The 23,071-nt window shown below is 50.3% G+C and carries 20 protein-coding genes; 15 read left to right on the top strand and 5 right to left on the bottom strand.

All coding sequences use genetic code 11. The annotated features are described in order from the left end of the window. From TJ79_RS27510 to gyrA, 6 genes are all read left to right on the top strand, one after another. On the top strand, positions 1 to 1,189 hold a 1,189-nt coding region (locus TJ79_RS27510; protein WP_040949356.1), incomplete at its 5' end, for a hypothetical protein. 134 nt (positions 1,190 to 1,323) lie between these two features. Then, positions 1,324 to 2,151 (top strand): GDSL-type esterase/lipase family protein, encoded by an 828-nt coding sequence (locus TJ79_RS05780; RefSeq protein WP_040949355.1) that lies wholly within the window; start codon positions 1,324 to 1,326, stop codon positions 2,149 to 2,151. A 23-nt stretch (positions 2,152 to 2,174) separates the two neighbouring features. Beyond that, positions 2,175 to 3,104: an ABC transporter ATP-binding protein gene (locus tag TJ79_RS05775; RefSeq protein ID WP_040949354.1), complete on the top strand. Its 930-nt coding sequence runs from the start codon at positions 2,175 to 2,177 to the stop codon at positions 3,102 to 3,104. Continuing rightward, entirely contained in the window at positions 3,097 to 4,086 is a 990-nt protein-coding gene (locus TJ79_RS05770; protein ID WP_040949353.1) for an ABC transporter permease, read from the top strand. The genes TJ79_RS05775 and TJ79_RS05770 overlap by 8 nt, the downstream gene beginning before the upstream one ends. A gap of 43 nt (positions 4,087 to 4,129) precedes the next feature. After that, entirely contained in the window at positions 4,130 to 6,106 is a 1,977-nt protein-coding gene (gene parE / locus TJ79_RS05765; protein WP_040949352.1) for a DNA topoisomerase IV subunit B, read from the top strand. Positions 6,107 to 6,128: 22 nt separating this feature from the next. Beyond that, on the top strand, positions 6,129 to 8,591 hold the full coding sequence (gene gyrA, locus TJ79_RS05760; RefSeq protein WP_040949351.1) for a DNA gyrase subunit A: 2,463 nt from the start codon (positions 6,129 to 6,131) through the stop codon (positions 8,589 to 8,591). On the opposite strand, the gene TJ79_RS27715 is transcribed toward gyrA, so the two are convergent. Next, positions 8,582 to 8,755 (bottom strand): hypothetical protein, encoded by a 174-nt coding sequence (locus tag TJ79_RS27715; protein WP_202903296.1) that lies wholly within the window; start codon positions 8,753 to 8,755, stop codon positions 8,582 to 8,584. The two genes, gyrA and TJ79_RS27715, sit on opposite strands and share 10 nt — an antisense overlap. Before the next feature lie 186 nt (positions 8,756 to 8,941). Between TJ79_RS27715 and TJ79_RS05755 the strand changes: the two genes are divergently transcribed. After that, positions 8,942 to 9,346 carry a MarR family winged helix-turn-helix transcriptional regulator gene (locus tag TJ79_RS05755; RefSeq protein WP_040949350.1) on the top strand — a complete coding sequence of 135 codons (405 nt, stop codon included), beginning with the start codon at positions 8,942 to 8,944 and terminating at the stop codon, positions 9,344 to 9,346. 140 nt (positions 9,347 to 9,486) lie between these two features. On the opposite strand, the gene TJ79_RS05750 is transcribed toward TJ79_RS05755, so the two are convergent. Together TJ79_RS05750 and TJ79_RS05745 are read right to left on the bottom strand one after the other, a co-directional pair. Next, the gene (locus TJ79_RS05750; RefSeq protein ID WP_040949349.1) at positions 9,487 to 10,197 is read right to left on the bottom strand and encodes an RluA family pseudouridine synthase; all 711 of its coding nucleotides are present in this window, start codon (positions 10,195 to 10,197) and stop codon (positions 9,487 to 9,489) included. Between the two features lie 3 nt (positions 10,198 to 10,200). After that, a complete protein-coding gene (locus TJ79_RS05745; RefSeq protein ID WP_040949348.1) occupies positions 10,201 to 11,064 on the bottom strand; it encodes a class I SAM-dependent methyltransferase in 864 nt (287 codons plus the stop codon). 320 nt (positions 11,065 to 11,384) lie between these two features. On the opposite strand from TJ79_RS05745, the gene glgB reads away from it, so the two are divergent. The 5 genes from glgB (at position 11,385) to TJ79_RS05720 (ending at position 17,542) form a co-directional block, all read left to right on the top strand. Beyond that, a complete protein-coding gene (gene glgB / locus TJ79_RS05740; RefSeq protein ID WP_040949347.1) occupies positions 11,385 to 13,283 on the top strand; it encodes a 1,4-alpha-glucan branching protein GlgB in 1,899 nt (632 codons plus the stop codon). 33 nt (positions 13,284 to 13,316) lie between these two features. Beyond that, complete coding sequence (locus TJ79_RS05735) at positions 13,317 to 14,453, top strand: glucose-1-phosphate adenylyltransferase (RefSeq protein WP_040949346.1); 1,137 nt, start codon at positions 13,317 to 13,319, stop codon at positions 14,451 to 14,453. 44 nt (positions 14,454 to 14,497) lie between these two features. Further along, the gene (gene glgD, locus TJ79_RS05730) at positions 14,498 to 15,607 is read left to right on the top strand and encodes a glucose-1-phosphate adenylyltransferase subunit GlgD (RefSeq protein ID WP_040949345.1); all 1,110 of its coding nucleotides are present in this window, start codon (positions 14,498 to 14,500) and stop codon (positions 15,605 to 15,607) included. Between the two features lie 36 nt (positions 15,608 to 15,643). Next, a complete protein-coding gene (gene glgA / locus TJ79_RS05725) occupies positions 15,644 to 17,089 on the top strand; it encodes a glycogen synthase GlgA (RefSeq protein WP_040949344.1) in 1,446 nt (481 codons plus the stop codon). Positions 17,090 to 17,236: 147 nt separating this feature from the next. Next, positions 17,237 to 17,542: a hypothetical protein gene (locus TJ79_RS05720; protein WP_040949343.1), complete on the top strand. Its 306-nt coding sequence runs from the start codon at positions 17,237 to 17,239 to the stop codon at positions 17,540 to 17,542. Positions 17,543 to 17,606: 64 nt separating this feature from the next. Here the strand turns inward: TJ79_RS05720 and TJ79_RS27710 are convergent, their stop codons facing one another. Beyond that, a complete protein-coding gene (locus TJ79_RS27710; RefSeq protein WP_040949342.1) occupies positions 17,607 to 18,281 on the bottom strand; it encodes a hypothetical protein in 675 nt (224 codons plus the stop codon). A 135-nt stretch (positions 18,282 to 18,416) separates the two neighbouring features. Then, positions 18,417 to 19,316, bottom strand: coding sequence for an NlpC/P60 family protein (locus tag TJ79_RS28415; RefSeq protein WP_272944736.1), 900 nt, complete (start codon positions 19,314 to 19,316; stop codon positions 18,417 to 18,419). A gap of 217 nt (positions 19,317 to 19,533) precedes the next feature. Between TJ79_RS28415 and TJ79_RS05705 the strand changes: the two genes are divergently transcribed. The 3 genes from TJ79_RS05705 to TJ79_RS05695 all read left to right on the top strand — a co-directional run. Continuing rightward, positions 19,534 to 20,283: an SGNH/GDSL hydrolase family protein gene (locus tag TJ79_RS05705; protein ID WP_238322821.1), complete on the top strand. Its 750-nt coding sequence runs from the start codon at positions 19,534 to 19,536 to the stop codon at positions 20,281 to 20,283. A 245-nt stretch (positions 20,284 to 20,528) separates the two neighbouring features. Further along, the gene (locus tag TJ79_RS05700) at positions 20,529 to 21,728 is read left to right on the top strand and encodes an S-layer homology domain-containing protein (protein WP_052339316.1); all 1,200 of its coding nucleotides are present in this window, start codon (positions 20,529 to 20,531) and stop codon (positions 21,726 to 21,728) included. A gap of 508 nt (positions 21,729 to 22,236) precedes the next feature. Beyond that, positions 22,237 to 23,071: protease inhibitor I9 family protein (locus TJ79_RS05695; protein ID WP_040949338.1), on the top strand; the 835-nt coding region annotated here is incomplete at its 3' end.

The following is a 23,071-nucleotide window of genomic DNA, read 5'->3' as shown; positions in this document are numbered from 1 at the left end:
CACCTATTACAATCATGCTTTTTCCCAAGCGGATCGGGAGTTTTTGCTGCAGTTGGGACGGGTTAAGGACGCCCTGGAGCTGGACAAAATGTTCTTTCTCGTCAATGCGGTGGATTTGGCAAGCAGTGAAGATGAACTCTCGGGCGTGTTGGATCATGTGAAGACGAATTTGCTGAAGCATGGGGTGCGCAATCCCCGTATGTTTCCCGTATCAAGCCGGCAAGGGCTGCAAGCCAAGCAAGCGGGAGATCAAGATTTGCTCTTCACATCCGGTTTGGCTGGGTTTGAACGTGATTTTTCTGAATTTGTTTTTGGCGAATTGGCAGACATGGCGCTTCATTCGGGTGAGTTGGAACTGAAACGGGCTGTAGCTGCACTGGACAGATGGATAGAAAGCGCTCAGGCAGGGGAGGAGGAGCGGCAACGTCAGCTAGATCATCTGGACGGTGCTTTGTCGGAGGTTGTAGAGAAGCTGACAATACCTCTCCCATCGGCGGTAAGTCAAGAAATAGCCAAGGAAGCCGAAGAGTTGGCCTATTATATCCGGCAGAGACTGCAGTATCGCTTTGGCGATCTGTTCACCGCTTGTTTCAATCCGGCGGCATTGCGTGAAGATACAGGCGATATCCGCTATTCTCTGCGCTCCGCATGGCATGAATTGACCAGCCTGGTTTCGATGAATCTATCCCAGGAAGTGCAGGCTGCGGCTCTACGGCTGGAAGGATATATCCGTACATTCCTCAAACGGCAATTTGACGAAGACAGCCAAATCATTGCTTCGCATTTATCCGGTTATACGTACGCAGACTTTCCTAACCTTTCGTTGACTACTCCTGAGATTAAAGAAACCGTCGTATTCGCGGACGCTGACTCCAAATGGCTGATGGGGATGTTCCGCAATGGCAAAAGCTTTTTCGAAGGAGAAGGAAAACAAAAGCTGAAAGCCACTCTCGAGTTGAACATAACGGAAGGAGCGGAACTTTATCTAAAACAGCAAACCGAGCTTTTGAAAAGCGTATATACGGCTGAATTTGGAACACAATCGGGGGGGATCCGGACTCGGTTGGCGCAATCTGCTGAGGAATATGCAGAGGGACTGCGTTCTGCATTAGCCATGCAAACGGATCCGAACGAACTATCCCGCATTCGCACACATTTCATAGAGCTAGTTGGGCATGAAACCCTATAAGTCCATGTGATGAGCAGTTATCAAGCTGTCGAGTGTGTCTCGGCGGCTTTTCGTTCTATCTCATCCGGCAAAATTTGCATATCCGTAGGCATTCCGATACTCTAGAAGAAAAATGGATGGGAGGGCGGCAAAGAATGAGATCAACCCGGATCGTTTGGCGGATCGTTGGTATAACGGCACTCATAGCTACGATCTTTTTTCTCGCAGGGTTCGGCTATGCCATCCGCAACGTTTTGGTTCCGGCTTCTGTCGAGGCGTCGGCAACTCCGCTGCCAACCCCCTCCTCGAATCCAATCGCGGCTAAGGATGGCAAATCTATCAACCTGTTGGCTATTGGCGATTCATTGACCAAAGGGATTGGCGACACCGAAGGCAAGGGTTACGTATCGCGGGTTAAGGATACGTTGGCGCAGACAACCAAGAAGAATGTTTATTTGTGGAACTACGCAGTAAGCGGTTCAAAGACAGAAGATCTTTTGGATTCTTTGGACAAAAAAGACGGGGACTTGCCCCGGTTTGTTCAGGAAGCGGATGTGGTGCTCTTCACCATCGGCGGCAATGACCTGTTTCAATCGGGAGTGGATGTGAACGAGCTTTTCAATGAATCCGGGCAATTGAACATCGATGGGGATTTGCTTACTTTGGAACTACCGTCGGCATTAGAGCGGCTTGATCGGATCATCACCCGTTTGGCGGAATTGAATCCCCGGGCGAAAATCGTCTACGTTATGTTTTATTATCCCTTTTCCGATATCGATGTGAAGCGTGAAGGGCCTACGTTCGTTCAAGAATGGTACAATGGCGCTTTCGGATTTGCCAATCGTTACCCAAATGTTATTATCGTGCCGACCTATGACTTGTTTTCGCAAAATCCATTGATATATTTATTTACCGACCATTATCATCCCAATTCCGCCGGGTACGCGCGCATCGCAGAACGGGTGCTGCAAGCTCTCGACTGATGTGTTCATTGGAGGGAAATGTCATGGAAGACCGGGAAGCTCCCGTCATCCTGTCCGTCCGCAATTTGAAGAAACGGATCAAGAGGAAGCTGATTATCAAGGGAATCGATTTTGATGTGCGGGAAGGTGAGATTTTCGGTTTTCTCGGTCCTAACGGGGCAGGAAAAACGACGACGATCCGTATGCTGGTGGACTTGATTCGTCCGACGGAAGGGACGGTGACGGTCTGCGGCATTCCCGTGCATAAGCGGCCGGACCAAGCTTTGCAGCATATCGGCTGCATTGTGGAAAATCCAGAAATGTATGGATTTTTGACCGGATGGGACAATCTGGATCATTTTGCCCGTATGCTGCCTGGAGTTGATGCTGAACGAATCCGAGAAGTAACGGAGCTGGTCGGACTCAGCCAGCGTATCCACGATAAAGTGAAAACGTATTCCCTTGGCATGCGACAACGATTAGGGATTGCACAAGCTCTATTGGGGCGCCCTAAGCTGCTTATTTTGGATGAGCCTACGAATGGGCTTGATCCTCAAGGCATCAAAGAAATGCGGGACTTTATCCGCAATTTAGCAGCCGATGGTCTCAGCGTATTCGTTTCCAGCCATCTTTTAAGCGAGATTCAACTGATGTGCGACCGGGTTGCCATTATAAGTCAAGGAGCGATAATCGCCTGCGGAGAAGTGGAGGAATTGCTGCAGCAGGCTGACAATCGCGTGGTATGGCGTCTCGCTCCTTCCGATGCTGGCGCGCGGCTGCTTTCCCCTTTTGAAATCGGTCATGAGACGATAGAGGGAACCTTAGAAATCAGCACGCGCATGTCCGTCGAGGAGATTCCCCAGTTGAACCGGCGTTTGATGGAAGCGAACATCGACGTGTATGGAATCACCGTCAAAAATCCGACGCTGGAGGAACTTTTTCTGCAGCTGACAGGGGGAGAGACTATTGGCTAGCCTCATTTCTTTAGTGCGCAACGAGACGGTCAAGATGCTGAAGAAGCGCCGATTTTATGTGGTCCTCCTCATATTGGCGATCCTGATTCCGATCTTTGTTTATGCACAAATGCGCATGACCGCAAGCTCCCGGGCTTTAATGGGCGATGTCGATTGGCGGTATAAGGTTACGAAGGAGATGACTGACCTTTCGGCTAGGATCAATGGAAACATGCCGGAGGAATGGAAAAAATACAGCCGAATCGAAATCCAGCGGCTTGAAGTCGCTCTTGAGAAAAACGTCGATCCGAATTCGCCAAACGGCGTAACCTTTACCGTTATGTTCTTGAAAAATGCCGTGTCCTTGTTCCTCCCTCTCCTTGTCGTCATCGTCGCTTCCGACATCGTTTCTTCGGAGCAATCGACGGGAACGATAAAACTACTCTTGACACGCCCGGTGAGAAGATGGAAAATTCTCATGAGCAAGCTTCTTGCTCTCTTGCTGTTTGTCTCGTTGGTCATTTTAGCGGTAATCGTGCTTTCTTATTTGATTTCCGGGATGTTTTTCGGCTACAAGGGCTGGCAAGCACCGGTATTGACCGGCTTTCAGGTTGTCGGTGATCAGTTGATCAGCACAAAGGTACATATGATCGACCAGTGGCAGTTTTTACTGATGGCAGCAGGCTTAGCCTGGTTTTCCTGTTTGGTTGTGGCTTGTCTTACGCTTATGGTTTCCGTGCTGGTGCGCAGCACGGCTGCAGGCATGGGCATTATGCTTTCGGCACTCATCGCCGGGGCGATCTTAACGAACATGGTATCATCTTGGGAAAGCGCGAAATACTTGTTTATGATCAATCTCGATACCGTCACTTATTTAAGCGGAGATCCGCCGCCGGTACCCGGGTTGAATCTTGGATTTTCGTTATTCGTATTGTTTTTTTGGGCGGCAGCCGGACTCGCCGTCGCTTTCACAACCTTTACGAAAAGGGATATGTTAGGGTAAAATAGGATTTTAAAGAACCTATGTTCTTGTATGGGGGCTATTTATGACAGAGCAACTGGATATGTTTTCATCAGAATTGGACCCGCGTAACGGCAATTACGACGCGGATGATATACAGGTGCTGGAAGGGTTGACTGCGGTTCGCAAACGGCCCGGCATGTACATCGGCAGCACCAGTTCCTCCGGCTTGCATCATCTGCTGTGGGAAATCGTCGACAATGCCGTGGATGAGCATTTGGCCAAATATTGCGATGAGATCAGCGTGGTCATCCATGCGGATCAATCCATTACCGTAACGGACAATGGCCGGGGGATTCCCACGGCGATGCATAAGATGGGCATCCCGACGCCGCAAGTCGTTTTCACCATGCTGCATGCCGGCGGCAAGTTCGGCGGAGCAGGCTATAAAAAATCCGGCGGTCTTCACGGCGTCGGCGCTTCGGTAACCAACGCCTTGTCGGAATGGCTGGAAGTGGAGATTTTCCGCGAAGGTAAAATCCATAAGCAGCGCTTCGAGTATTGGGTCGACAAGGACGGCAAAGAGCACGTTGGCGAACCGGTGACGGGATTGGAAGTAATGGGCAATACCCGTAAGACAGGTTCGAAGATCACCTTCAAACCGGATAAACGGGTTTTCCACGGTGGCATCAGCATGAATTACGATACGCTTGCCGAGCGTCTGCAGGAAATCGCTTTCCTTAATTCGGGTTTGAAGATCACCTTAAAGGATGAACGCAGCGGCAATGAGGATCTGTTCTTGTATCATGGCGGTGCTAGCGAATTCGTTCGTTTTCTGAATGACGGGAAAACCGCTCTCCATGACGCCATTCACTTCATGGCGGAACGGGACGAAATCGAAGTGGAAATCGCCCTTCAATACAATGACGGCTATACCGAAACCATCGCTTCCTTCGTCAACTCCATCCCGACCCGGGGCGGAGGTACCCATGAAACGGGTTTTAAAACCGCTTTTACCCGGGTGATGAACGAATATGCTCGCAAGAACGGCATCCTGAAGGAAAAAGACAAAAACCTCGACGGTACCGATCTGCGCGAAGGACTCATGTGCGTTATTAATATCAAGATGGGCGAAGTGGAATTCGTCGGTCAGACGAAGGACCAGTTAGGCAGCGCCTCCGCCCGCAGTGCCGTTGACGCGGTCGTTGCGGACAAGATGACGGTCTTCCTGGAAGAGAACCCGGCTGTCGGCCAATCCTTGCTGAAGAAAGCCGTCCAAGCCTCCAAGGCTAGGGAAGCGGCGCGGAAAGCCCGGGAAGAAGTGCGCAGCGGCAAGAAAGGAAAGAGCGAAAGCTCGAACCTGAACGGCAAGCTGACTCCGGCGCAATCCAAGGATTACATGAACAATGAAATTTTCATCGTCGAAGGTGACTCCGCTGGGGGCTCGGCCAAACAGGGCCGAGATTCCAAGCATCAAGCCATTTTGCCGCTGAAGGGCAAGCCGATGAATCCGGAAAAAGCGAAGCTGTTGGACATTCTCAAGAATGATGAATATAAAACCATTATCTCCGCTATCGGCGCCGGGGTTGGCCCGGAATTCGATTTCGCGGAAAGCAGCTTCGGCAAGATCATTATCATGACCGACGCCGATACCGACGGAGCGCATATTCAGGTGCTGCTGCTCACCTTCTTTTACCGGTATATGAAGCCGCTTATCGATAACAACATGGTGTATATCGCCCAGCCACCGCTCTTCAAAGTAACGAAAAAGAGCGGCAAAAACAGCGATTCCCGGTATGTTTATTCCGATGAAGAATTGCAAACCGTGTTGAAGGAACTGGGCAAGAACGTTGAGCTCCAGCGTTACAAAGGTCTCGGCGAAATGAATCCCGAGCAGCTGTGGGAGACGACGATGAATCCAGCTACCCGTAAAATGTTCCAAGTGCAAATCGAGGATGCGGCCAAAGCCGAACGGCGGGTCAGCACCCTCATGGGCGATAAAGTGGATCCGCGGAAACGCTGGATCATCGAAAACGTGGATTTTACCGAATACGAAGAATAAGCCGTAAGGAGAGCTTAGCCTGATGGGAATTTTGGAAGACTTTTTGCCAGCTTTTCTGGAGGATGTCGTAAGCGAACGCTTCGGGCGGTACTCCAAATATATCATTCAAGACCGGGCGATTCCCGATGTGCGGGATGGCTTGAAGCCTGTACAACGGCGCATCCTGTACTCCATGTATGAATCCGGCAATACGCCGGACAAGCCTTACCGCAAGTCCGCCAAAACCGTCGGCGATGTCATGGGCAATTACCATCCTCACGGGGACTCCTCGATTTATGACGGTATGGTGCGGATGGCGCAGCCTTGGAAAATGGGTCATGTACTCATTGACGGCCACGGTAACTGGGGTTCTATGGATGATGATCCGGCTGCGGCGATGCGGTATACGGAAGCTCGGTTGTCACCTATTGCGATGGAGCTCCTGCGGGATATCGATAAGAAGACCGTGGATTACAAAGATAATTTCGACAATACCGCAAAAGAGCCTATGGTGCTTCCCTCCCGGTATCCGAATCTGCTGGTCAATGGGGTAAGCGGTATTTCCGCCGGGTTTGCCACGGAGATTCCGCCGCATAATCTGCGGGAAACCGTCAACGCCTGCATGGCGATGATGGATAAACCGGATATCAGCCTGGAGGAGCTAATGGGCTACATGAAAGGGCCCGATTTTCCCACCGGCGGCATTATTATGGGCGAAGAGGGAATCCGCGAAGCTTTTCGCACAGGGAAAGGACGCATCTATTTGCGCTCGAAAACCGCCATTGAAGATTTGCGTGGCGGCAAGCAGATGATCGTCATTACGGAAATTCCCTATCAAGTTGTGAAAAGCCGCCTTGTCACGGCCATGGAGAACATCCGGCTGGAGAAAAAGGTGGAAGGCATCGCGGAAGTCCGGGACGAAAGCGGCCGGGACGGACTGCGTATCGTGATCGAGCTGAAAAAGGATGCGGACGCCCAGGGCATTCTTGCTTATTTATTGAAAAAGACCGATTTGCAGGTAGCCTATAGCTTCAATATGGTTGCTATCGTCGACCGGGCACCCCGGCAACTGGGCGTTCGGGAGATTTTAGGCGCTTATATCGAGCATCAAAAGGAAATCGTTAGCCTGCGCACGAAGTACGATTTGGATAAAGCGGAAGATCGCGCTCACGTTTTAGAGGGGCTTGTTAAGGCGCTGAATATTCTTGACGAGGTCATCGCCACCATCAAGGCGTCGAAAAACCGTCAGGATGCCCAGAAGAACCTGGTGGAGCGCTTTGGTTTCACGGAACGCCAGGCGGACTCCATTCTCGTGCTGCAGCTGTACCGCTTGACCAATTTGGAGATTACGACGCTGGATAAGGAACTGAAGGAGACACAAAAAACCATCGCGTACTTGCAGGGAATTCTCGGCAGCAATGCCAAGCTGCTCAAAGTAATCAAAGATGAAATGACCGAAATCCGCGATAAATACGGCGTCGAACGCCGTTCCGTCATTCAAGGGGAAGTCGAGGAAATCAAGGTCAACCTTGAGGTCATCGTCCCGGCGGAGGATGTTCTTGTCGCTCTTACCGGAGAAGGGTATATCAAACGGACCAGCAAGCTGAGCTTTACTCGCTCCGGCGGAGAACTCGATGCGGCAGGGACGAAGGAAGGCGATTACCTCCGCCAGGTGCTTGAGGTTAATACCATCGATAATCTGTTGATATTGACGAAGCGCGGCCAAAGCTACTTGCTGCCTGTCCACCAAATTCCCGAATACAAGTGGAAGGATGCCGGGACGGCTATCGTCAATGTCATCCCCATTCCGAAGGACGACAGTATCGTCGAAGTCATTCCGGTGAAAGATTTCAATCAGCCTGACATGTTCTTGTTCTTTATCACCCGAAAAGGTCAAGTAAAGCGAACGGAACTGAAGGAATATTATACGAACCGCTCAACGGGCGTGCTGGCCTGCAAGCTGGGCGAGGACGATGAGATCGTTCGCGTATTATTGAGTGATGGCAGCCAAGATTTGCTGCTGCTCACGCGTCTTGGAATGAGCATCCGTTTCAAGGAAGAGGAAGTGGGCACCATGGGCCGCGCCGCTGCCGGAGTTCGCGGCATTTCCTTGAAAGATGGCGATGAGATTGCATCCGCAGAGCGGGTAGAGGGCGACGAGGGCGAGCTGCTGGTGCTTACGGATATGGGTTATGCCAAACGTTCCCTGATCTGCGACTACCCGCAACAGGGCAGAGGCGGTAAAGGGATCAGCTCCTTTGAATTTAAGGAAGGCAAGCGAGTGAAACCCAATGGCAGCCGCATGATTGGCGCCTTCCTGGTCAAAGAACCGTTTATGGTCACCACCATTGCCGATAATGGCGAGAAGATCGTCTTCTCCACCGAAAAAGCGCCTATTGAAGAACGTCGTTCCACCGGCCGTCAAATCGCTTCTTTGGAAAAAGGCGAAACGCTTCGGGATGTGCTGAAGCTCCCGATGGTTCAACCGCCCACCATTCAGTCATAACTGCCGAAGGTTGGGTTCACTTTGTCCAAGAGGCGGATGGCGATATCCAAAACAAGCCATGCCGGAAGCGGTTCGTCCATAGCATCAAGCAAGCGGGGGTCATTATCAAGAAGCTCTTCCTCTATGGCTCTTCGCAGCAGGGCGATCTTGTCGGCTTTTGTCATTTTTCCGCTCTCCTTTGGCTTACCGGATTTCACTGCCTCCTTTAGGCTATGTAGAATGCCGTCATTTGGTCAACTTTTTATCGATTAATGTCATAAACTATTTATTGGATAAATCTTTAAATCCCTCTGCCTGCGTGCTATACTGTTCCTGAAACAGGAAAGAAGCCGATACGGAGGGATTTTTTCTTGTATACCAATGATTTTATTAAGCTTTGGCAGAAGCTTTCAAAGGATATGAAAGCCTCGATGGAAGATCAACTGAGCCCGCTGACTGAAAGCCAGCTCAATGTGCTGGAATTGCTGGCCGGCCAGGATAAAATGAAGCCTTCCGATTTTATCGAGCATCTGGAAACGACTCCTGCCGCCATCACAACCATTTTGGACCGGATGGAGAAGAACGGACTGATTGTCCGGGAACGGGATGAGAAGGACCGCCGGATCGTATGGATATGCGTTACGGAAAAAGGAGAAGCGGAGCGCGTTCGGGGTTTGGAAGTTCGCCGCAAGTTCATGGACACCTATCTGAACCGCATTTCCTCTCATAACCAGCAACTGCTGCTCTATTTGCTGGGGAAGGTCGTCAACTCCTGATCAAATAGAAACAGCCCGGCTCACACGGATGAGCCGGGCTGTTTTCGTCATGCAAATTTACTCTTTTTTCAATTTAAGGTGATACGGCACATTGTCCATCTGCTGTTTCGGACCTCCAGAAACAGCGAAACAATTGGCGGTTAATCTGCCGAAAGAAGCATGTCGGCATCCCAAGCATTCCAGGGGTGCTGACGAGGAGGAGCGGAGGTAAAAACAAGCCGCTCTTTCGTCGTCGGGTGATCGAAGGAGACGGAGATGGACCACAGGGCGATTTGCTGACCGGGCTTGTTGCGATCGCCTCCGTATTTTTGATCACCATATAACGGACATCCCGAAGAGGAGAACTGGACGCGAATTTGATGGGATCGTCCCGTCAACAGATTGACGCGAACCAGGCTTAACCCTTCACCCGTCTCAATCGTCTCGTAATCAAGGATGGCTTCTTTGGCTCCCGGCGACTCTTTGCGTACCGCGGAAACGGTGTTCGTCTTCGCATCCTTCAACAGATAATGCACAAGGCGGCCTGCTGGTTTGCTCATTTTCCCGTGAATGACAGCGGCGTATTCCTTGCCGATGGAACGGGTGCGGACGGCATCGGACAGGCGGGAGGCGGCTTTGGATGTTTTGGCAAACACCATGACGCCGCCGACGGGGCGGTCAAGCCGGTGTACGAGTCCCAGAAAGACGTTTCCCGGCTTGTTGTGGCGGTGTTTCAGGTCTTCCTTCAGCGCCGTGAGCAAGTCGAGATCACCGGATTCGTCTTCTTGAGTGGGCATGTTGACCGGCTTGATGACCACGAGTACGTGGTTGTCCTCATAAAGGACGGGGATTTCCCCCCGCTGCGCTGTCATCGGTTATGCCTCCCAGCGGCCCAAAATGCCGCAAGGTAAATTCAAACCGGAAGCGGTGATGGGAAGGCCGATCTCGCCGCTTGTTATCGTTCCACCATGCCGTTTGGAAATAGCCATAGACAAGATATTGGTCAATACCGTAGCGGAAATGCCGGTTGTATAAGAGTTGATCAGAAAGAAAAGAGGGTTATCCGTAAGGATGGCGGTGCAGCTCTCTACGAACCGGTACAAGTCGGTTTCAAGTTTCCACATCTCCCCGTTCGGACCGCGTCCGTAGGAAGGGGGGTCCATGATGATAGCGTCGTACTTATTTCCCCGGCGCTCTTCCCTCGCAACAAACTTGAACACATCATCGGTTATGTAGCGAATCGGCCGCTCCGCCAAACCGGAGAGGGCGGCATTTTCTTTTGCCCACTGCACCATGCCTTTGGCGGCATCGACGTGAACGACCTCGGCTCCTGCTGCAGAACAAGCTGCCGTCGCTCCACCCGTGTAGGCAAACAAGTTCAGCACTTTGATCGGCCGACCGGCGCTCCGAATCTTATCCATCATCCAGTCCCAATTGACCGCTTGTTCAGGAAACAATCCCGTATGCTTAAAGCTGGTAGGCTTGATATAAAATTTCAACTCTTTATAGCGGATCGTCCAGCGATCGGGGGTTTTCACTTTTTCTTCCCATTCACCGCCGCCGCTTGAGCTTCGATGATAATGAGCATTTGCGCTTTGCCAGACATCCCGCTTTTCACCGATCGGCCAGATGATTTGCGGATCCGGCCGACGAAGGACAAATCCGCCCCAACGCTCCAGCTTTTCGCCTCCGCCAGTGTCAATAAGCTCATAATCTTTCCAATCCTTTGCAATAAACATAACATAACCTTCCTTTGTCCCACCCTTGGAGGGTATAATAATCGTAGTAGTATCTTTATAACTTGCTTTTTCTTCCCCAGTACCAACGCATCCGGAAAAAACGAAATCCTCCCTATTCTACAACAAGACCCGCATTGATATCCAGCTTTCGGCAGAATCCATCCTGATCTTCTACCCTACGATGAAAGGAGTGTTTGGCGCAAAGGGATAACGGTTAATAGTCAACAAACGTACATGCCGCTCTAACCATCTAAAGAATGTGAAATGGTGAAAGTTATTGCTACCCGTACCATACTCTTATTGTAAGGGGCGTTTGTGGATTGAAGGAGAATTGGCCATCCGCGCACGATATCTATTTGTTCCATCAGGGAAGTTTGTATCACAGCTACCGAATGATGGGCGCGCATTTCGCGGAGATAGACGGGAACTGGGGCGTCCGCTTTACCGTCTGGGCCCCTCATGCTAAGGAAGTTCGGGTTGCCGGAGATTTCAACAACTGGCAGTCCGAAGGCTTTGCCATGCAGCGCATCAGCGACGATGGCCTCTGGTCTTTGCACATCCCAGGGTTATCGGAAGGGACCGTCTACAAATACGAGCTGCATTCGGAGTCCGGTCAACGGATTTTGAAGTCCGATCCTTATGCTTTTTATTCCGAACGAAGGCCGAATACCGCTTCAGTGGTGACCAAGCTAGACGGCTTCAAATGGACAGACGGCACTTGGAGGCGGAACCGCCGGCGAAAACCGGTTTATAACCGGCCGATGAATATCTACGAAGTTCATCTAGGATCTTGGAAATTCAAGGGACCCGAGGATTTTTATACATACGAAGAAATAGCCGAGAGCCTGATCGCTTACGTCGTCGATTGCGGATATACCCATATCGAGTTATTACCTTTGGGGGAGCATCCCTTTGATGGATCATGGGGATATCAGACCACTGGCTATTATTCCATCACCAGTCGTTATGGAACACCGGATCAATTTAAAACCTTTGTGGACCGCTGCCATCAGCAGGGTATCGGCGTCATTCTGGACTGGGTGCCTGGCCATTTTTGCAAGGATGCCCACGGTTTGCGTTTGTTTGACGGCGCTCCTTGCTACGAATACGGCGATTCCCGTAGGGCGGAAAAACCGCTATGGGGCACTCTTGCTTTTGATTACGGCCGTGCGGAAGTCATGAGTTTTCTCATTTCCAACGCGATTTTTTGGATGGAGCAATATCACATCGACGGATTGCGTGTAGATGCAGTGGCCAGCATGCTGAGCTACAACTTCGACAAGCCCAAATCGATGTGGACCTTCAACTCCGAAGGCGGCACCGACAATTTGGAAGCCATCGCCTTTTTGCAGAAGTTGAATGAAGCTGTGTTTCATGAATTCCCGGATGCTCTAATGATAGCCGAGGATTCATCGGATCGGCCGTTAGTCACGGCTCCCACTTATATAGGCGGCCTGGGGTTCAATTATAAATGGAACATGGGGTGGATGAACGACCTGCTGCGCTACATGCAAAAAGATCCATGGGACCGCCGCAACCACCATAACCTCGTTACCTTTTCGATGATGTATGCCTATAATGAAAATTTCATCCTGCCCTTGTCCCACGACGAGGTCGTTCACGGCAAAAAATCGTTGTTGAACAAAATGCCAGGCGACTACTGGCAAAAGTTCGCCAATTACCGGCTGTTTTACTGCTTCCTCATGGCCCATCCCGGGAAAAAGCTGCTGTTTATGGGTGGTGAAATCGCGCAATTCATCGAGTGGAAGGACCGGGATCAACTGGACTGGTTTTTGCTGGACTATGATATGCATCGCCATTTTCACAGCTTTTCCAAGGAGATGAACCGGCTTTATCAGATGGAGCCCGCTTTGTGGGAGTTGGACCATCAGCCGGAGGGCTTTGCATGGATCGATCCCGACAACGCCGGCCAGAGCATCATTTCTTTTATCCGTAAGGGGAAGAAACGCAAGGACGATCTGGTGGTCGTATGCAATTTTACGCCGAAAACCTACTTCGACTACCGGTTGGGGATGCCGAGCCGAGGAGTATACGAAGAGATATTCAACAGTGACGATGTCGAATTCGGCGGCTCTGGGAAGGGAAACGGAGACATTGTCACCAAGGCGCTGCCCTTTCACCGCTGCAGCTACAGCACAGAGCTGAACATACCGCCTCTGTCGGCCATTATTTTGAAGAAGAAGGAGAAGCAACGTTAAGGAACGATCCTGACAGGTGAAAGGAGCAGACATATGCAGAAGAAGGAGTGCGTAGCAATGCTTTTGGCTGGCGGGCAAGGCACCCGTCTCGGCGCATTGACTACCCATTTGGCGAAGCCGGCTGTTCATTTTGGCGGCAAGTACCGGATCATTGACTTTCCCTTAAGCAACTGCGCCAATTCGAATATCGATACTGTCGGGGTACTGACCCAATATCAGCATCTCGTGCTTCATTCCTACTTGGGAATCGGTAGCCCATGGGATTTGGACCGTCAGGAGGGGGGTGTTACCGTGCTTCCTCCGTATATGAACAAAAGCGGCGGCAATTGGTACGTGGGTACAGCCGACGCCATCTATCAAAATATGTCGTTCATCGAGCAATACGACCCGGAGTTGGTGCTGGTATTATCCGGCGACCACATCTATAAAATGGACTATGACAAGCTCATTGCCTATCATAAAAAAAACCGAGCCGATGCCACTATTGCTGTCATGCCCGTTCCTTGGGACGAAGCCTCCCGGTTCGGGATCATGAACACCGACGAGGATTACCGGATCACCTCCTTTGTGGAAAAACCGAAAAAACCGGAAAGCAATTTGGCTTCTATGGGGATTTATGTGTTTAAGTGGCCGGTTTTGAAACGGCTTCTGGAGGAAGATGCTATGAAGCCTCGTTCCAGTCATGACTTTGGCAAGGACATCATCCCTGCAATGCTTGCTGAGGATTTGAATCTGATGGCTTATTCCTTTAAAGGTTATTGGAAGGACGTTGGAACGATCAAAAGCCTGTGGGAAGCCAGCATGGATTTACTGGAAGCCCAGCCGGAAATGAACTTGAACGACCGCAGTTGGCGGATCTATTCAGTCAATCCGGTTCAACCGCCGCAATACATAGCGCCAGGGGCCAAAGTGAGAAGCTCCATCGTCAATGAAGGCTGCGTTCTTTTCGGAGAAGTGGAGCACTCGGTGCTGTCTTACGGCGTCGCCATCGGAGAAGGCAGTGTCATTAAGGATTCCGTCATCATGCCCGGTGCAAAAATCGGCAAAAACGTCATCATCAACCGGGCAATCGTTGGGGAAAAGGCGGTTTTGGAGGACGGACGGGTTATCGGCAGTATAGATCCGGAGGACGATATTGTATTGGTCGGTGATTATTCCTCCCTGGAGTAAGGTCATTCTTGGATGTCTAGTCTATCAAATGGAGGGGAACTCGTTTGAAGGATGTAATGGGCGTCATTAATTTGGTCAACGAACTGGACGACTTGGAGGAACTCACTTACCATCGGGCCGTTGCTTCTGTGCCTTTCGGCGGCAGATACCGGCTGATCGATTTTATTTTGTCAAGCATGGTTCATTCCGGCATCCGCAATGTCGGGGTTTTTACCCATTTAAAATACCGTTCGCTCATGGATCACCTCGGTTCCGGACGTTCCTGGGACTTAGCCCGAAAACGCAATGGACTCTTCATTCTGCCGCCGGCAGTAGAGGAGTTAAAGGAACTGATGCGAGGGGATCTATTTTATTTTCACAAATATAAGGACTACATGCACCGCAGCTCCCAGGAATACATTGTCATCACCCGCAGCCACATGGTGTGCAACATCGATCTGAGAGACGTTGTCGCCTATCATAAGGAGACCCGCGCGGATATTACGATGGTGTACAAAGAAGATCCGCTGCAAACGGCGTCCCGCTGCCGGAGACTTCTCACCGATCCCGACGACCGGGTCATTCTGCTCCAGGACCATTATGGAAGAATGAACAGCGATAAAGTGTCCATGGAAATTTTCGTGATGAAAAAGGAGCTGCTCCTCGATCTGGTGGATTCCTCGTTGGCTCAAGGCTTCGATCATCTGGTGCGCGACGCCATTATGAAAAATATGGATAGACTAAGCGTCTATGGGTATCCTTACAAAGGCTATCTTGGAATCGTCAACACGATTCAAAGCTATTTTCTGCATAATATGAATCTGCTGGATCCCGATGTTTACCGGGAACTGTTTTTCAAGCCGGGACAGATCTTGACCAAAGTCAAGGATGAGCCGCCGACCAAATACACAAACCGGGCGCTTGTCCGCAACAGCTTGATCGCCAACGGCTGTATCATCGACGGAACGGTGGAAAACAGCATATTGTTCCGTGGAGTCAAGGTTCGCGGAGGAGCGCATGTGCAAAACTGCATCGTCCTGCAAAACGGCCAAATTTCGGAGCGGGTGAACATCCGCAACGCCATTTTGGACAAAGACGTGCTCATATCCAACGATAGCGTACTAGCCGGCGACCCAAAGGCACCTTATATCGCCGAGAAGCGAAAAACGATATAGAAGAAAATATAGATAACCAGGATAGGAGTGATCGTCATGAACGTGTTGTTTGCCGCATCGGAAGCCGTACCTTTTGTAAAATCCGGAGGGTTGGCGGATGTCATCGGATCGCTGCCCCGGGCGCTCAAAGAACAAAACGTGGATGTTCGCGTGATTCTGCCCAAGTATGCCGATATTTCGCAGGAACTTCGTGCCCAGATGCGGCATGTCGCGGAGTTCCGCGTCTATGTAGGCTGGCGCAATCAGTATTGCGGTTTAGAGGAACTAGTACAGGACGGGATCACCTTTTATTTTATCGACAACGAATTTTACTTTAATCGTACCGGCATTTACGGCTACGGAGATGATGCCGAACGTTTCGTGTTTTTTTCCCGGGCGGTTTGCGAAGCGGTCCAGTTTATGGAGGGCTTTGTACCAGCCATTATTCATTGCCACGACTGGCAGACAGGGCTTGTGCCGTTTATCTTAAAAGCACATTATCATCACATTCCGATGTATCAAGCCATCCGGACGGTTTTTACGATCCATAACCTGAAATATCAGGGCCATTTTTCCCAGGAGCTGCTGCAGGACTTGCTGGGCGTGGGCGATGAGTATTTTCAGAAGGAGGGGCTGGAATTTTACGGCGGCGGAAGCTGCATGAAGGGCGGGCTGATCTACTCGGACAGCATTACGACGGTCAGCCGCACCTATGCCGAGGAAATCCAGATGCCCTATTACGGCGAGCAGTTGGATGGGGTTTTGCGTGCGAGGAGCGGGGATTTGCAGGGAATCGTCAATGGAATCGACAACGACTATTTCGATCCGATGAAGGACCCCTATGTAGCGGTTAAATACCGCAATGCCCTGGGGAAAAAGCGGCAGAACAAAGTCAAGCTGCAGCAGGAACTGGGGCTAACCGAGGATGCAGACATTCCGATGATTGGACTTGTTTCCCGGTTGGTAGAGCAAAAAGGCGTCGACCTTATCACTTACATCCTGGACGAAATGCTGCATGATAATATTCAACTGGTACTATTAGGCGCAGGCGATTGGAAATATGAGATGGCTTTCAAAGATGCTGCGTACCGTCATCCGGGCAAGTTGTCCGCCAATATCCGCTTTGAAGAGGGACTCGCTCACCGGATCTATGCCAGTTCGGATATGTTTCTCATGCCATCGCAGTTTGAGCCTTGCGGTTTAGGCCAGCTTATCGCTCTGCGCTACCGGACGGTTCCCATCGTCCGCGAGACGGGAGGCTTGAAGGACACCGTCGTTCCGTATAATGAAATCACCGGCGAGGGTACCGGCTTCAGCTTTGCCAACTACAATGCCCACGAGCTGCTGTTCACCGTGCAGCGTGCGGTGCAGGCTTACCATCAGCCAGAGGTATGGAATACCCTTATCGGGAATATTTCGAAAACCGACTTCGGCTGGGGCCAAGCGGCGAAGGAGTATCAGGAGTTGTACCGTTCACTGATTCCGGCTAAGGTGATAGGCTAATCGGCACAGGGAAGGAAACATTCGAAAAGCAATGAAGCGGTCGTATCGACATTGTCCGGTATGGCCGGAGAGGGAATTACGGTAGGCGAGTAACCCGTGGCCGGTTTCCGCATAGGATGAAGCAAACTCCTGCGGAGAAAGGCAGTGATGAAAATGGTTGGTCAATCCGGACAACAAGTGGTCTACCAGGCAGACCAGGGACTCAGTGCTGCGATCCAACACCATAAAAAGCAAGTGGGGGACATCTGCCGGCAATATCTCCATCGCCCGGTTCAGGTGCAAACCATAGACGGACATTCCTTTGAGGGCACGATTGCCCATGTGGACGGAGATCGCATGTATTTGCAAGTTCCCCAAGGATATGGAGGAGGGACGAGATTCGGTTCCTATTACTCCAACATGATTCTGACATTGGTATTGTTCGAACTGCTGGTGATCACACTCTTGATTTGAAAATACCGCCGAAATTGAGGAAATGGAATACGGGCTGCCGAACTATCGGCAGCCCGTATTTGTTTTAGCGGTACTGCAGCCACGGCTCAGGCGGGTAACCACCTGCGGCACCTGGCGCACCGGCACCGCCCTCTCCACCGTGGCCGGCACCAAATCCGCCTACACCACCGCCTGCGCCTCCATGAGCACCACCGCCAGCTCCTGCACCACCAGCTCCTCCCGCGCCACCAGCACCGCCAGCACCGCCTGCGCCGGGGTCGTTGCGAAGATGTTCAAAGGAAAGCCGCAGTACCGTATCCAGGTAACGGGCCTGCAGCGCTGGTGGAAAGGAATAGATCGTCATAATATCGAATATCCAGTAGAATTCCCGGCATATATCCGCGAATGCCTCCGCGATCTTTTGATTGATATTGCCTTGGTAGCGGTTATAACGCCGATCGATATAGGAGATGAGAGTTCGCGAAAAAAAATAAACCAACCGATAATCCAATCCGGTCCGCATTAATTCAGAGATCAGGTAGCCGTGCTGGCGCCGTAAGAGGTCTAGCACCCTCTCCACATCCTGCGTATTGCGGCCAGCTGCAATTTCCGAATAAACGGCGGATAAGCTTGTAGCGGTATCCTGAACAAACGGAATAAATGGAGCAGTGGGCGAAGAGGAATAGAAGGGGAAGGGGGGGAAAGGCGTATAGGTGGAATTCGGATATGCCACGGTTGCGAAACCCGGACGATACTGCATGAGCATCACCTCTCATTTTTGTCGGGTTATTGTATGTGTGAGAATGGGCAGGTGTCACTGACAGAGAATTGACTGCACTAGAATGGAAAAACCGCCCGGAGGTCAAAATAGACCTCAGAGCGGCTTAAGTCATTATTATTGGATTGGGCGTGAAGCCGCAATATAATGGCTTGTGTAATAACTGCTGTTCAGATCAGAAATGACGACGTCTTTCGTCGGGTTGACATTATGGATGAATTGGCCGTTCCCGATATAAATGCCGACATGTCCGATTTTTCCTGGCGTACCAACGGAGAAGAAGACGAGGTCGCCTTTCCGCAAATCTTTCTTTGCTACTGCAGGGAAGGAGTCACGTTGAATGTTCGCACCCCAGCCCATTGTGATACCCAAAGTTTGCTTGTATACGTACTGCGTATAGGAAGAGCAGTCTAAGATCATTTTGGCCGGGTTGGATGTAACGCGTTTGCCCCATTGGTATTGGACTTTTCCTTGCAGGCTTTCGGCAAAGGCGATAAGCTTGTCCGCTTTTTGCTCCCAGCTAGCCGTAGTCGTGGTCGGTTTCGGGGTTGTCGTTGCTGTCGGTTTTGCAGTCGGTTTCGGTGTTGCAGTAGCAGTCGGCTTCACGGTTGGTTTCGGTGTTGCGGTTGCTGTTGGAGTGGCCGTCGCTTTGGCAGTAGGCTTCGGGGTTGCTATCGTCGTCATCGTTTGTACGTCGATGTAATGAGCAGAAACCCAACCGGTTACACCGTTGTATTTGATTTTCACCCACCAATTATTCGTGACTTCAACGACTTCAACCACAGCGCCATTTTTTACAAAGCCCATGGTCGCTTCTCCGCTAACGGGGGTTTTATGAAAATAAGGACTTCCATTTACGATTGTACCGGTCGTTGTAATACTTGCAGCAGCTGCATAAGTGTGTGGAGTGAAGCTGCTTACGGCGCCTCCAATCAACAGGGACATAGCTAAGGATGTGGTTATGATTTGCTTTTTCAAGCGTAAAACCTCCATGTTGTCGGATTTTCTCATCTGCATCGTAAAAAGCATCAAGCTGCAGGGAGATGGAATGGAACAGTATGGATTTGATCACGGTTACAGTTTAACAACGGCTTGGCCAAGAAAACTATAAGTAAATAATGGTAGGAAACTTCTCCTACACAAAAAATCCGTTCTGCAAAGGGAGGACGGGTCCATTGATTTCTATGAAATGTCTCGATATACTGAATAGAGAAATGCGAAATGAGGGATGCGGATGTTCGAGATACCGCGTAAAGATGAATACAAAATTATTGTGTCGGGCGACTCCATATCCCGCGGCGTGATTTACGATGAAGTGAAGAAGAAGTACGTGATCGTTCAGGAGAATTATGTATCTCTTTTGCAAAATAAACTAAAAGGTATTGTCAGCAACACGGCCCGCTTTGGCAACACGATTTTAAAGGGCTTTGACAAAATGAAAAAGGACACGCTGCAGGACAAGCCGGATATTGTTTTGATCGAATACGGCGGCAATGACTGCGATTTCAATTGGAATGAGATTGCCGAGGAACCGGACCGGGAGCATAATCCGAAGACGGATTTTCGCGATTTTGAAACAAAACTGAAGGAAATGATCCTTTTCCTGCGAAACCAAAAAGTCATTCCTGTTCTCACCAGCCTTCCACCGCTTCATGCGGAGCGTTATTTTAAATGGGTGAGCCAAAACAACCCCATTGCGGAATCGAATATTTTGAAATGGCTGGGCAGCGTGACTAAAATTTATTGGTGGCAGGAGCGGTACAACTCCATGATCATCAAGGTGGCGCAGGAGACGGAGACAGCGTGGATCGACATCCGCGGGGCGTTTCTGCAGTTCCCCGATTTTTCGCACTTGCTGTGCATGGACGGCATTCACCCAAATGAAGAGGGCCATCAAATCATTGCCGACAAAGTACTGGATTTCATCCGCTCCGGCTATGATGTTTTGCTGAAGGATAAGACCGACTTGAGTTTGAGTTATTGATCGTTACGTATCGCAGTTCCATAAGCGCTTTCCTTGTCCACCAAGGAAGGCGCTTTTTTGTTGGAAATAGATAGCTAATGCTGCGGAAGAATCGGGCTGAAGATGTCGGCATAGAGGGTTAGGAGGCGTTTTATGTGATAATTTGGGAAAAGATCGCCTTTCGTATGTCCTTTCGTTCTACAACCTTCTCGGCTTGCATCTTTTAAACTAAAGAAAAGAGCTTGTACAGAAAAGGAGCGTGGAATATGTCAAAAGGCAAAAAAACGGGCAACCTTTTCATTTTGATTTTTGTCGTCATCCTTCTATCCACTCAAGTTCAATCGGTTTCGGCTGCAGCTGCAATTGCGAAATTGCCGCAAATCCGTATCGAGCTGTCTTCCGCGCATGTAGAGGTAGGGGAGAGTTTTGAAGCGGCCGTATGGCTGCAAGGGTTTACCGGAGATTACGGTAATCTGCAAGGATATGAGATTCATATCGCCTTCAATCCCGCTTTGGTAAAACCGGCAGATGATCAAGGTCAAATGGCGCCAAACGTATTCCGTGCGGAAGACTCTCCCATGTCTTTATTGAACAAAGTGGACAAGGGCGGCGAGATCAGCATCGCTCAAACGTTGACGCAAAAAACAAAGGGGCTCTTTTCCGGCTACGGGAAGGTGGCAACTCTCCGTTTCGTCGCAATAAAAGCGGGAAATGCAGATTTCAAGCTTACGAAGTCTATTGTCATCAAGCCGGACAATCCAGGGGTGAATATCAAGCACATGATTAACTCACCCACATTGGTGATCGGAATGGCTTCAAGTGCAAACGGAACGACCGCAGATCGTACGGAAACCGTCGGCGACGCTCCCGTCAAGGTGGAGAAAGCCCTGACTGCGACCGAAACCCTCAACACCTTTAAAGATCACGACCGGATCGACAAAATGAAGTGGCCAGCAGACGCCATTGCCAAACTGGCAGCTGCTAAAATCGTCGCCGGAACGCCGGAAGGAAAATTCGAACCGGAGCGAAACATGACTCGGGCGGAGTTTATCAAAGTGCTCGTGACTGCATTCGGGTTTGATATGAAACAGACGGCCACTCCCACGTTCAAAGACGTCAAGAAGACGGATTGGTTCTATGACTATATCGAAACGGCTGTAAAATACAGCATTGCATCCGGGTCAACCGATCAAGGGGCGAGGGTGTTTCTCCCGAACAGTCCGATTTCCCGTGCTGAAATGGCTTCGATCCTCTATCATGCGATGATCGCCAAGTTTGGACAACCGAGCCTGACACAAAAGGAGCTACCTTTTTCTGATGTGGTTGGGGGTTATTGGGCGAAGGATGCAATCTCGTATTTGTACCAAAACGGTTATGCAGCCGGAAAGGATGCACAGCATTTTGCGCCGGGCGATTTTACTACGAGAGCGGAAGTAAGCGTGGTACTGGCTAAAATGATGAAGTGATCGGAGAGATGTCGCCATCAGCGCACGACCGATGGCACTGTAATCGTTCAACGGCTGTGAACCCGACTTAGCATTCGGATTGACCTGATCTTGCTTCATCTATCATTACTAATATAAGTGCTTTCCTTGGACCTACAAGGATGGCACTTTTTTATATTCTGAACGCGAGTCCCCTCTCATTTCGACGAGAAATAACCAAATCGTGTCCATAATTTTGCGGATCGTGAAGATGTGGAGGGATAGAATTTGGCAAAAAATTGGAGATCAAAGGGATCTCATGCCTATCATTGTCGCAATTTTATACTGCAAGTAGATTAATCGAGGGGTGTTCTTTCTACAACCTTCTCTTTTGATTTCCACTAGACTTGAAAGATCAGCATGTACACAGCATTCGACGGCGGATTGCACGACAAAAACAGAAAGGAGGTGAAAGTGGAGGACGAGCTTGGAAAACAGGAAGATCCGGAAATATCCTTTATGATCCAAACTATTAGGAGGGATTTCATTCATGTTTGTTGGTCAATCCCGCAGAAAGATGAGATGGGTATCCATCTTTTTGGTGATCGCCGTTTTCTTTTCTTTGGCTTTGCCAGCCTATGCAGCGGATTCATCTTCCGGAGCCTCCGTCAGCAGCCAGCAGCCGAGAATCAACTTGTCGAATGTCGCTTTCCCAACTACAGATGTGTCGCAGCTTAAAGAGCCGGAGGCAAAGGAACCGGTTGGAGATGCGGAAAAGAAGGATTTGGCTACTTATGAATCGGTTGCAGATGGAAAAGCTCTTTTGAAAACAACAGAGAGTTCTAAAGCGATCAACTATGTTCCAGATTCAGACAGCAGCGGACCCATCAAAGTCATCGTTGAGCTCAGCAATGAACCCATAGCAGTTCACAAAATAAAGGCACAAACAAGCCGTATTAGCGGCGGGTTGACGCAAGAGCAGTTGATCGCCACTGAGCAAGCCAGTTTCTCAGCGGCAGCTAAAAAACTAAGCGTAACTCTGAACCGGAAGTACGACCAGGTTTTCAACGGATATTCCGTAACGATTAAAGCCAATCAAGTGGATCGGCTGTTGACCTTACCCGGCGTGAAAGCAGTGTATCCCGATGTGCAGGTGAAAGCGACGCCGATCACCAGCATTACGCCGAACATGGATGAAAGCGCCCCCTTTATCGGATCTCATGCCTATTGGGATAGCGGTCATAGCGGAGCCGGAATCAAGGTTGGGGTGATCGATACCGGTATCGACTATTTGCACCCAAGCTTGAAGGATGCATATAAAGGCGGCTACGACTTCGTCGATAACGATAATGACCCTTACGAAACGCGGCCTGACCCGAACGACC

The sequence above is a fragment of the Gorillibacterium massiliense genome (genome assembly GCF_000455485.1).
GTDB classification, from domain to species: Bacteria; Bacillota; Bacilli; order Paenibacillales; family NBRC-103111; genus Gorillibacterium; species Gorillibacterium massiliense.
This window is presented reverse-complemented; position numbering and strand designations above follow the sequence as displayed.

Bases quoted from the DNA above. Each gene is read 5' to 3' on its own strand.
- TJ79_RS05735 (WP_040949346.1), top strand. From the start codon at position 13,317: ATGCAGAAGAAGGAGTGCGTAGCAATGCTTTTGGCTGGCGGGCAAGGC.
- TJ79_RS05750 (WP_040949349.1), bottom strand. From the start codon at position 10,197: ATGACAGCGCAGCGGGGGGAAATCCCCGTCCTTTATGAGGACAACCAC.
- TJ79_RS27715 (WP_202903296.1), bottom strand. From the start codon at position 8,755: ATGACAAAAGCCGACAAGATCGCCCTGCTGCGAAGAGCCATAGAGGAA.
- TJ79_RS28415 (WP_272944736.1), bottom strand. From the start codon at position 19,316: ATGCAGATGAGAAAATCCGACAACATGGAGGTTTTACGCTTGAAAAAG.
- TJ79_RS05700 (WP_052339316.1), top strand. From the start codon at position 20,529: ATGTCAAAAGGCAAAAAAACGGGCAACCTTTTCATTTTGATTTTTGTC.
- gyrA (WP_040949351.1), top strand. From the start codon at position 6,129: ATGGGAATTTTGGAAGACTTTTTGCCAGCTTTTCTGGAGGATGTCGTA.
- TJ79_RS05775 (WP_040949354.1), top strand. From the start codon at position 2,175: ATGGAAGACCGGGAAGCTCCCGTCATCCTGTCCGTCCGCAATTTGAAG.
- TJ79_RS27710 (WP_040949342.1), bottom strand. From the start codon at position 18,281: ATGCAGTATCGTCCGGGTTTCGCAACCGTGGCATATCCGAATTCCACC.
- TJ79_RS05745 (WP_040949348.1), bottom strand. From the start codon at position 11,064: ATGTTTATTGCAAAGGATTGGAAAGATTATGAGCTTATTGACACTGGC.
- TJ79_RS05720 (WP_040949343.1), top strand. From the start codon at position 17,237: ATGAAAATGGTTGGTCAATCCGGACAACAAGTGGTCTACCAGGCAGAC.
- TJ79_RS05705 (WP_238322821.1), top strand. From the start codon at position 19,534: ATGTTCGAGATACCGCGTAAAGATGAATACAAAATTATTGTGTCGGGC.
- glgA (WP_040949344.1), top strand. From the start codon at position 15,644: ATGAACGTGTTGTTTGCCGCATCGGAAGCCGTACCTTTTGTAAAATCC.
- parE (WP_040949352.1), top strand. From the start codon at position 4,130: ATGACAGAGCAACTGGATATGTTTTCATCAGAATTGGACCCGCGTAAC.
- TJ79_RS05780 (WP_040949355.1), top strand. From the start codon at position 1,324: ATGAGATCAACCCGGATCGTTTGGCGGATCGTTGGTATAACGGCACTC.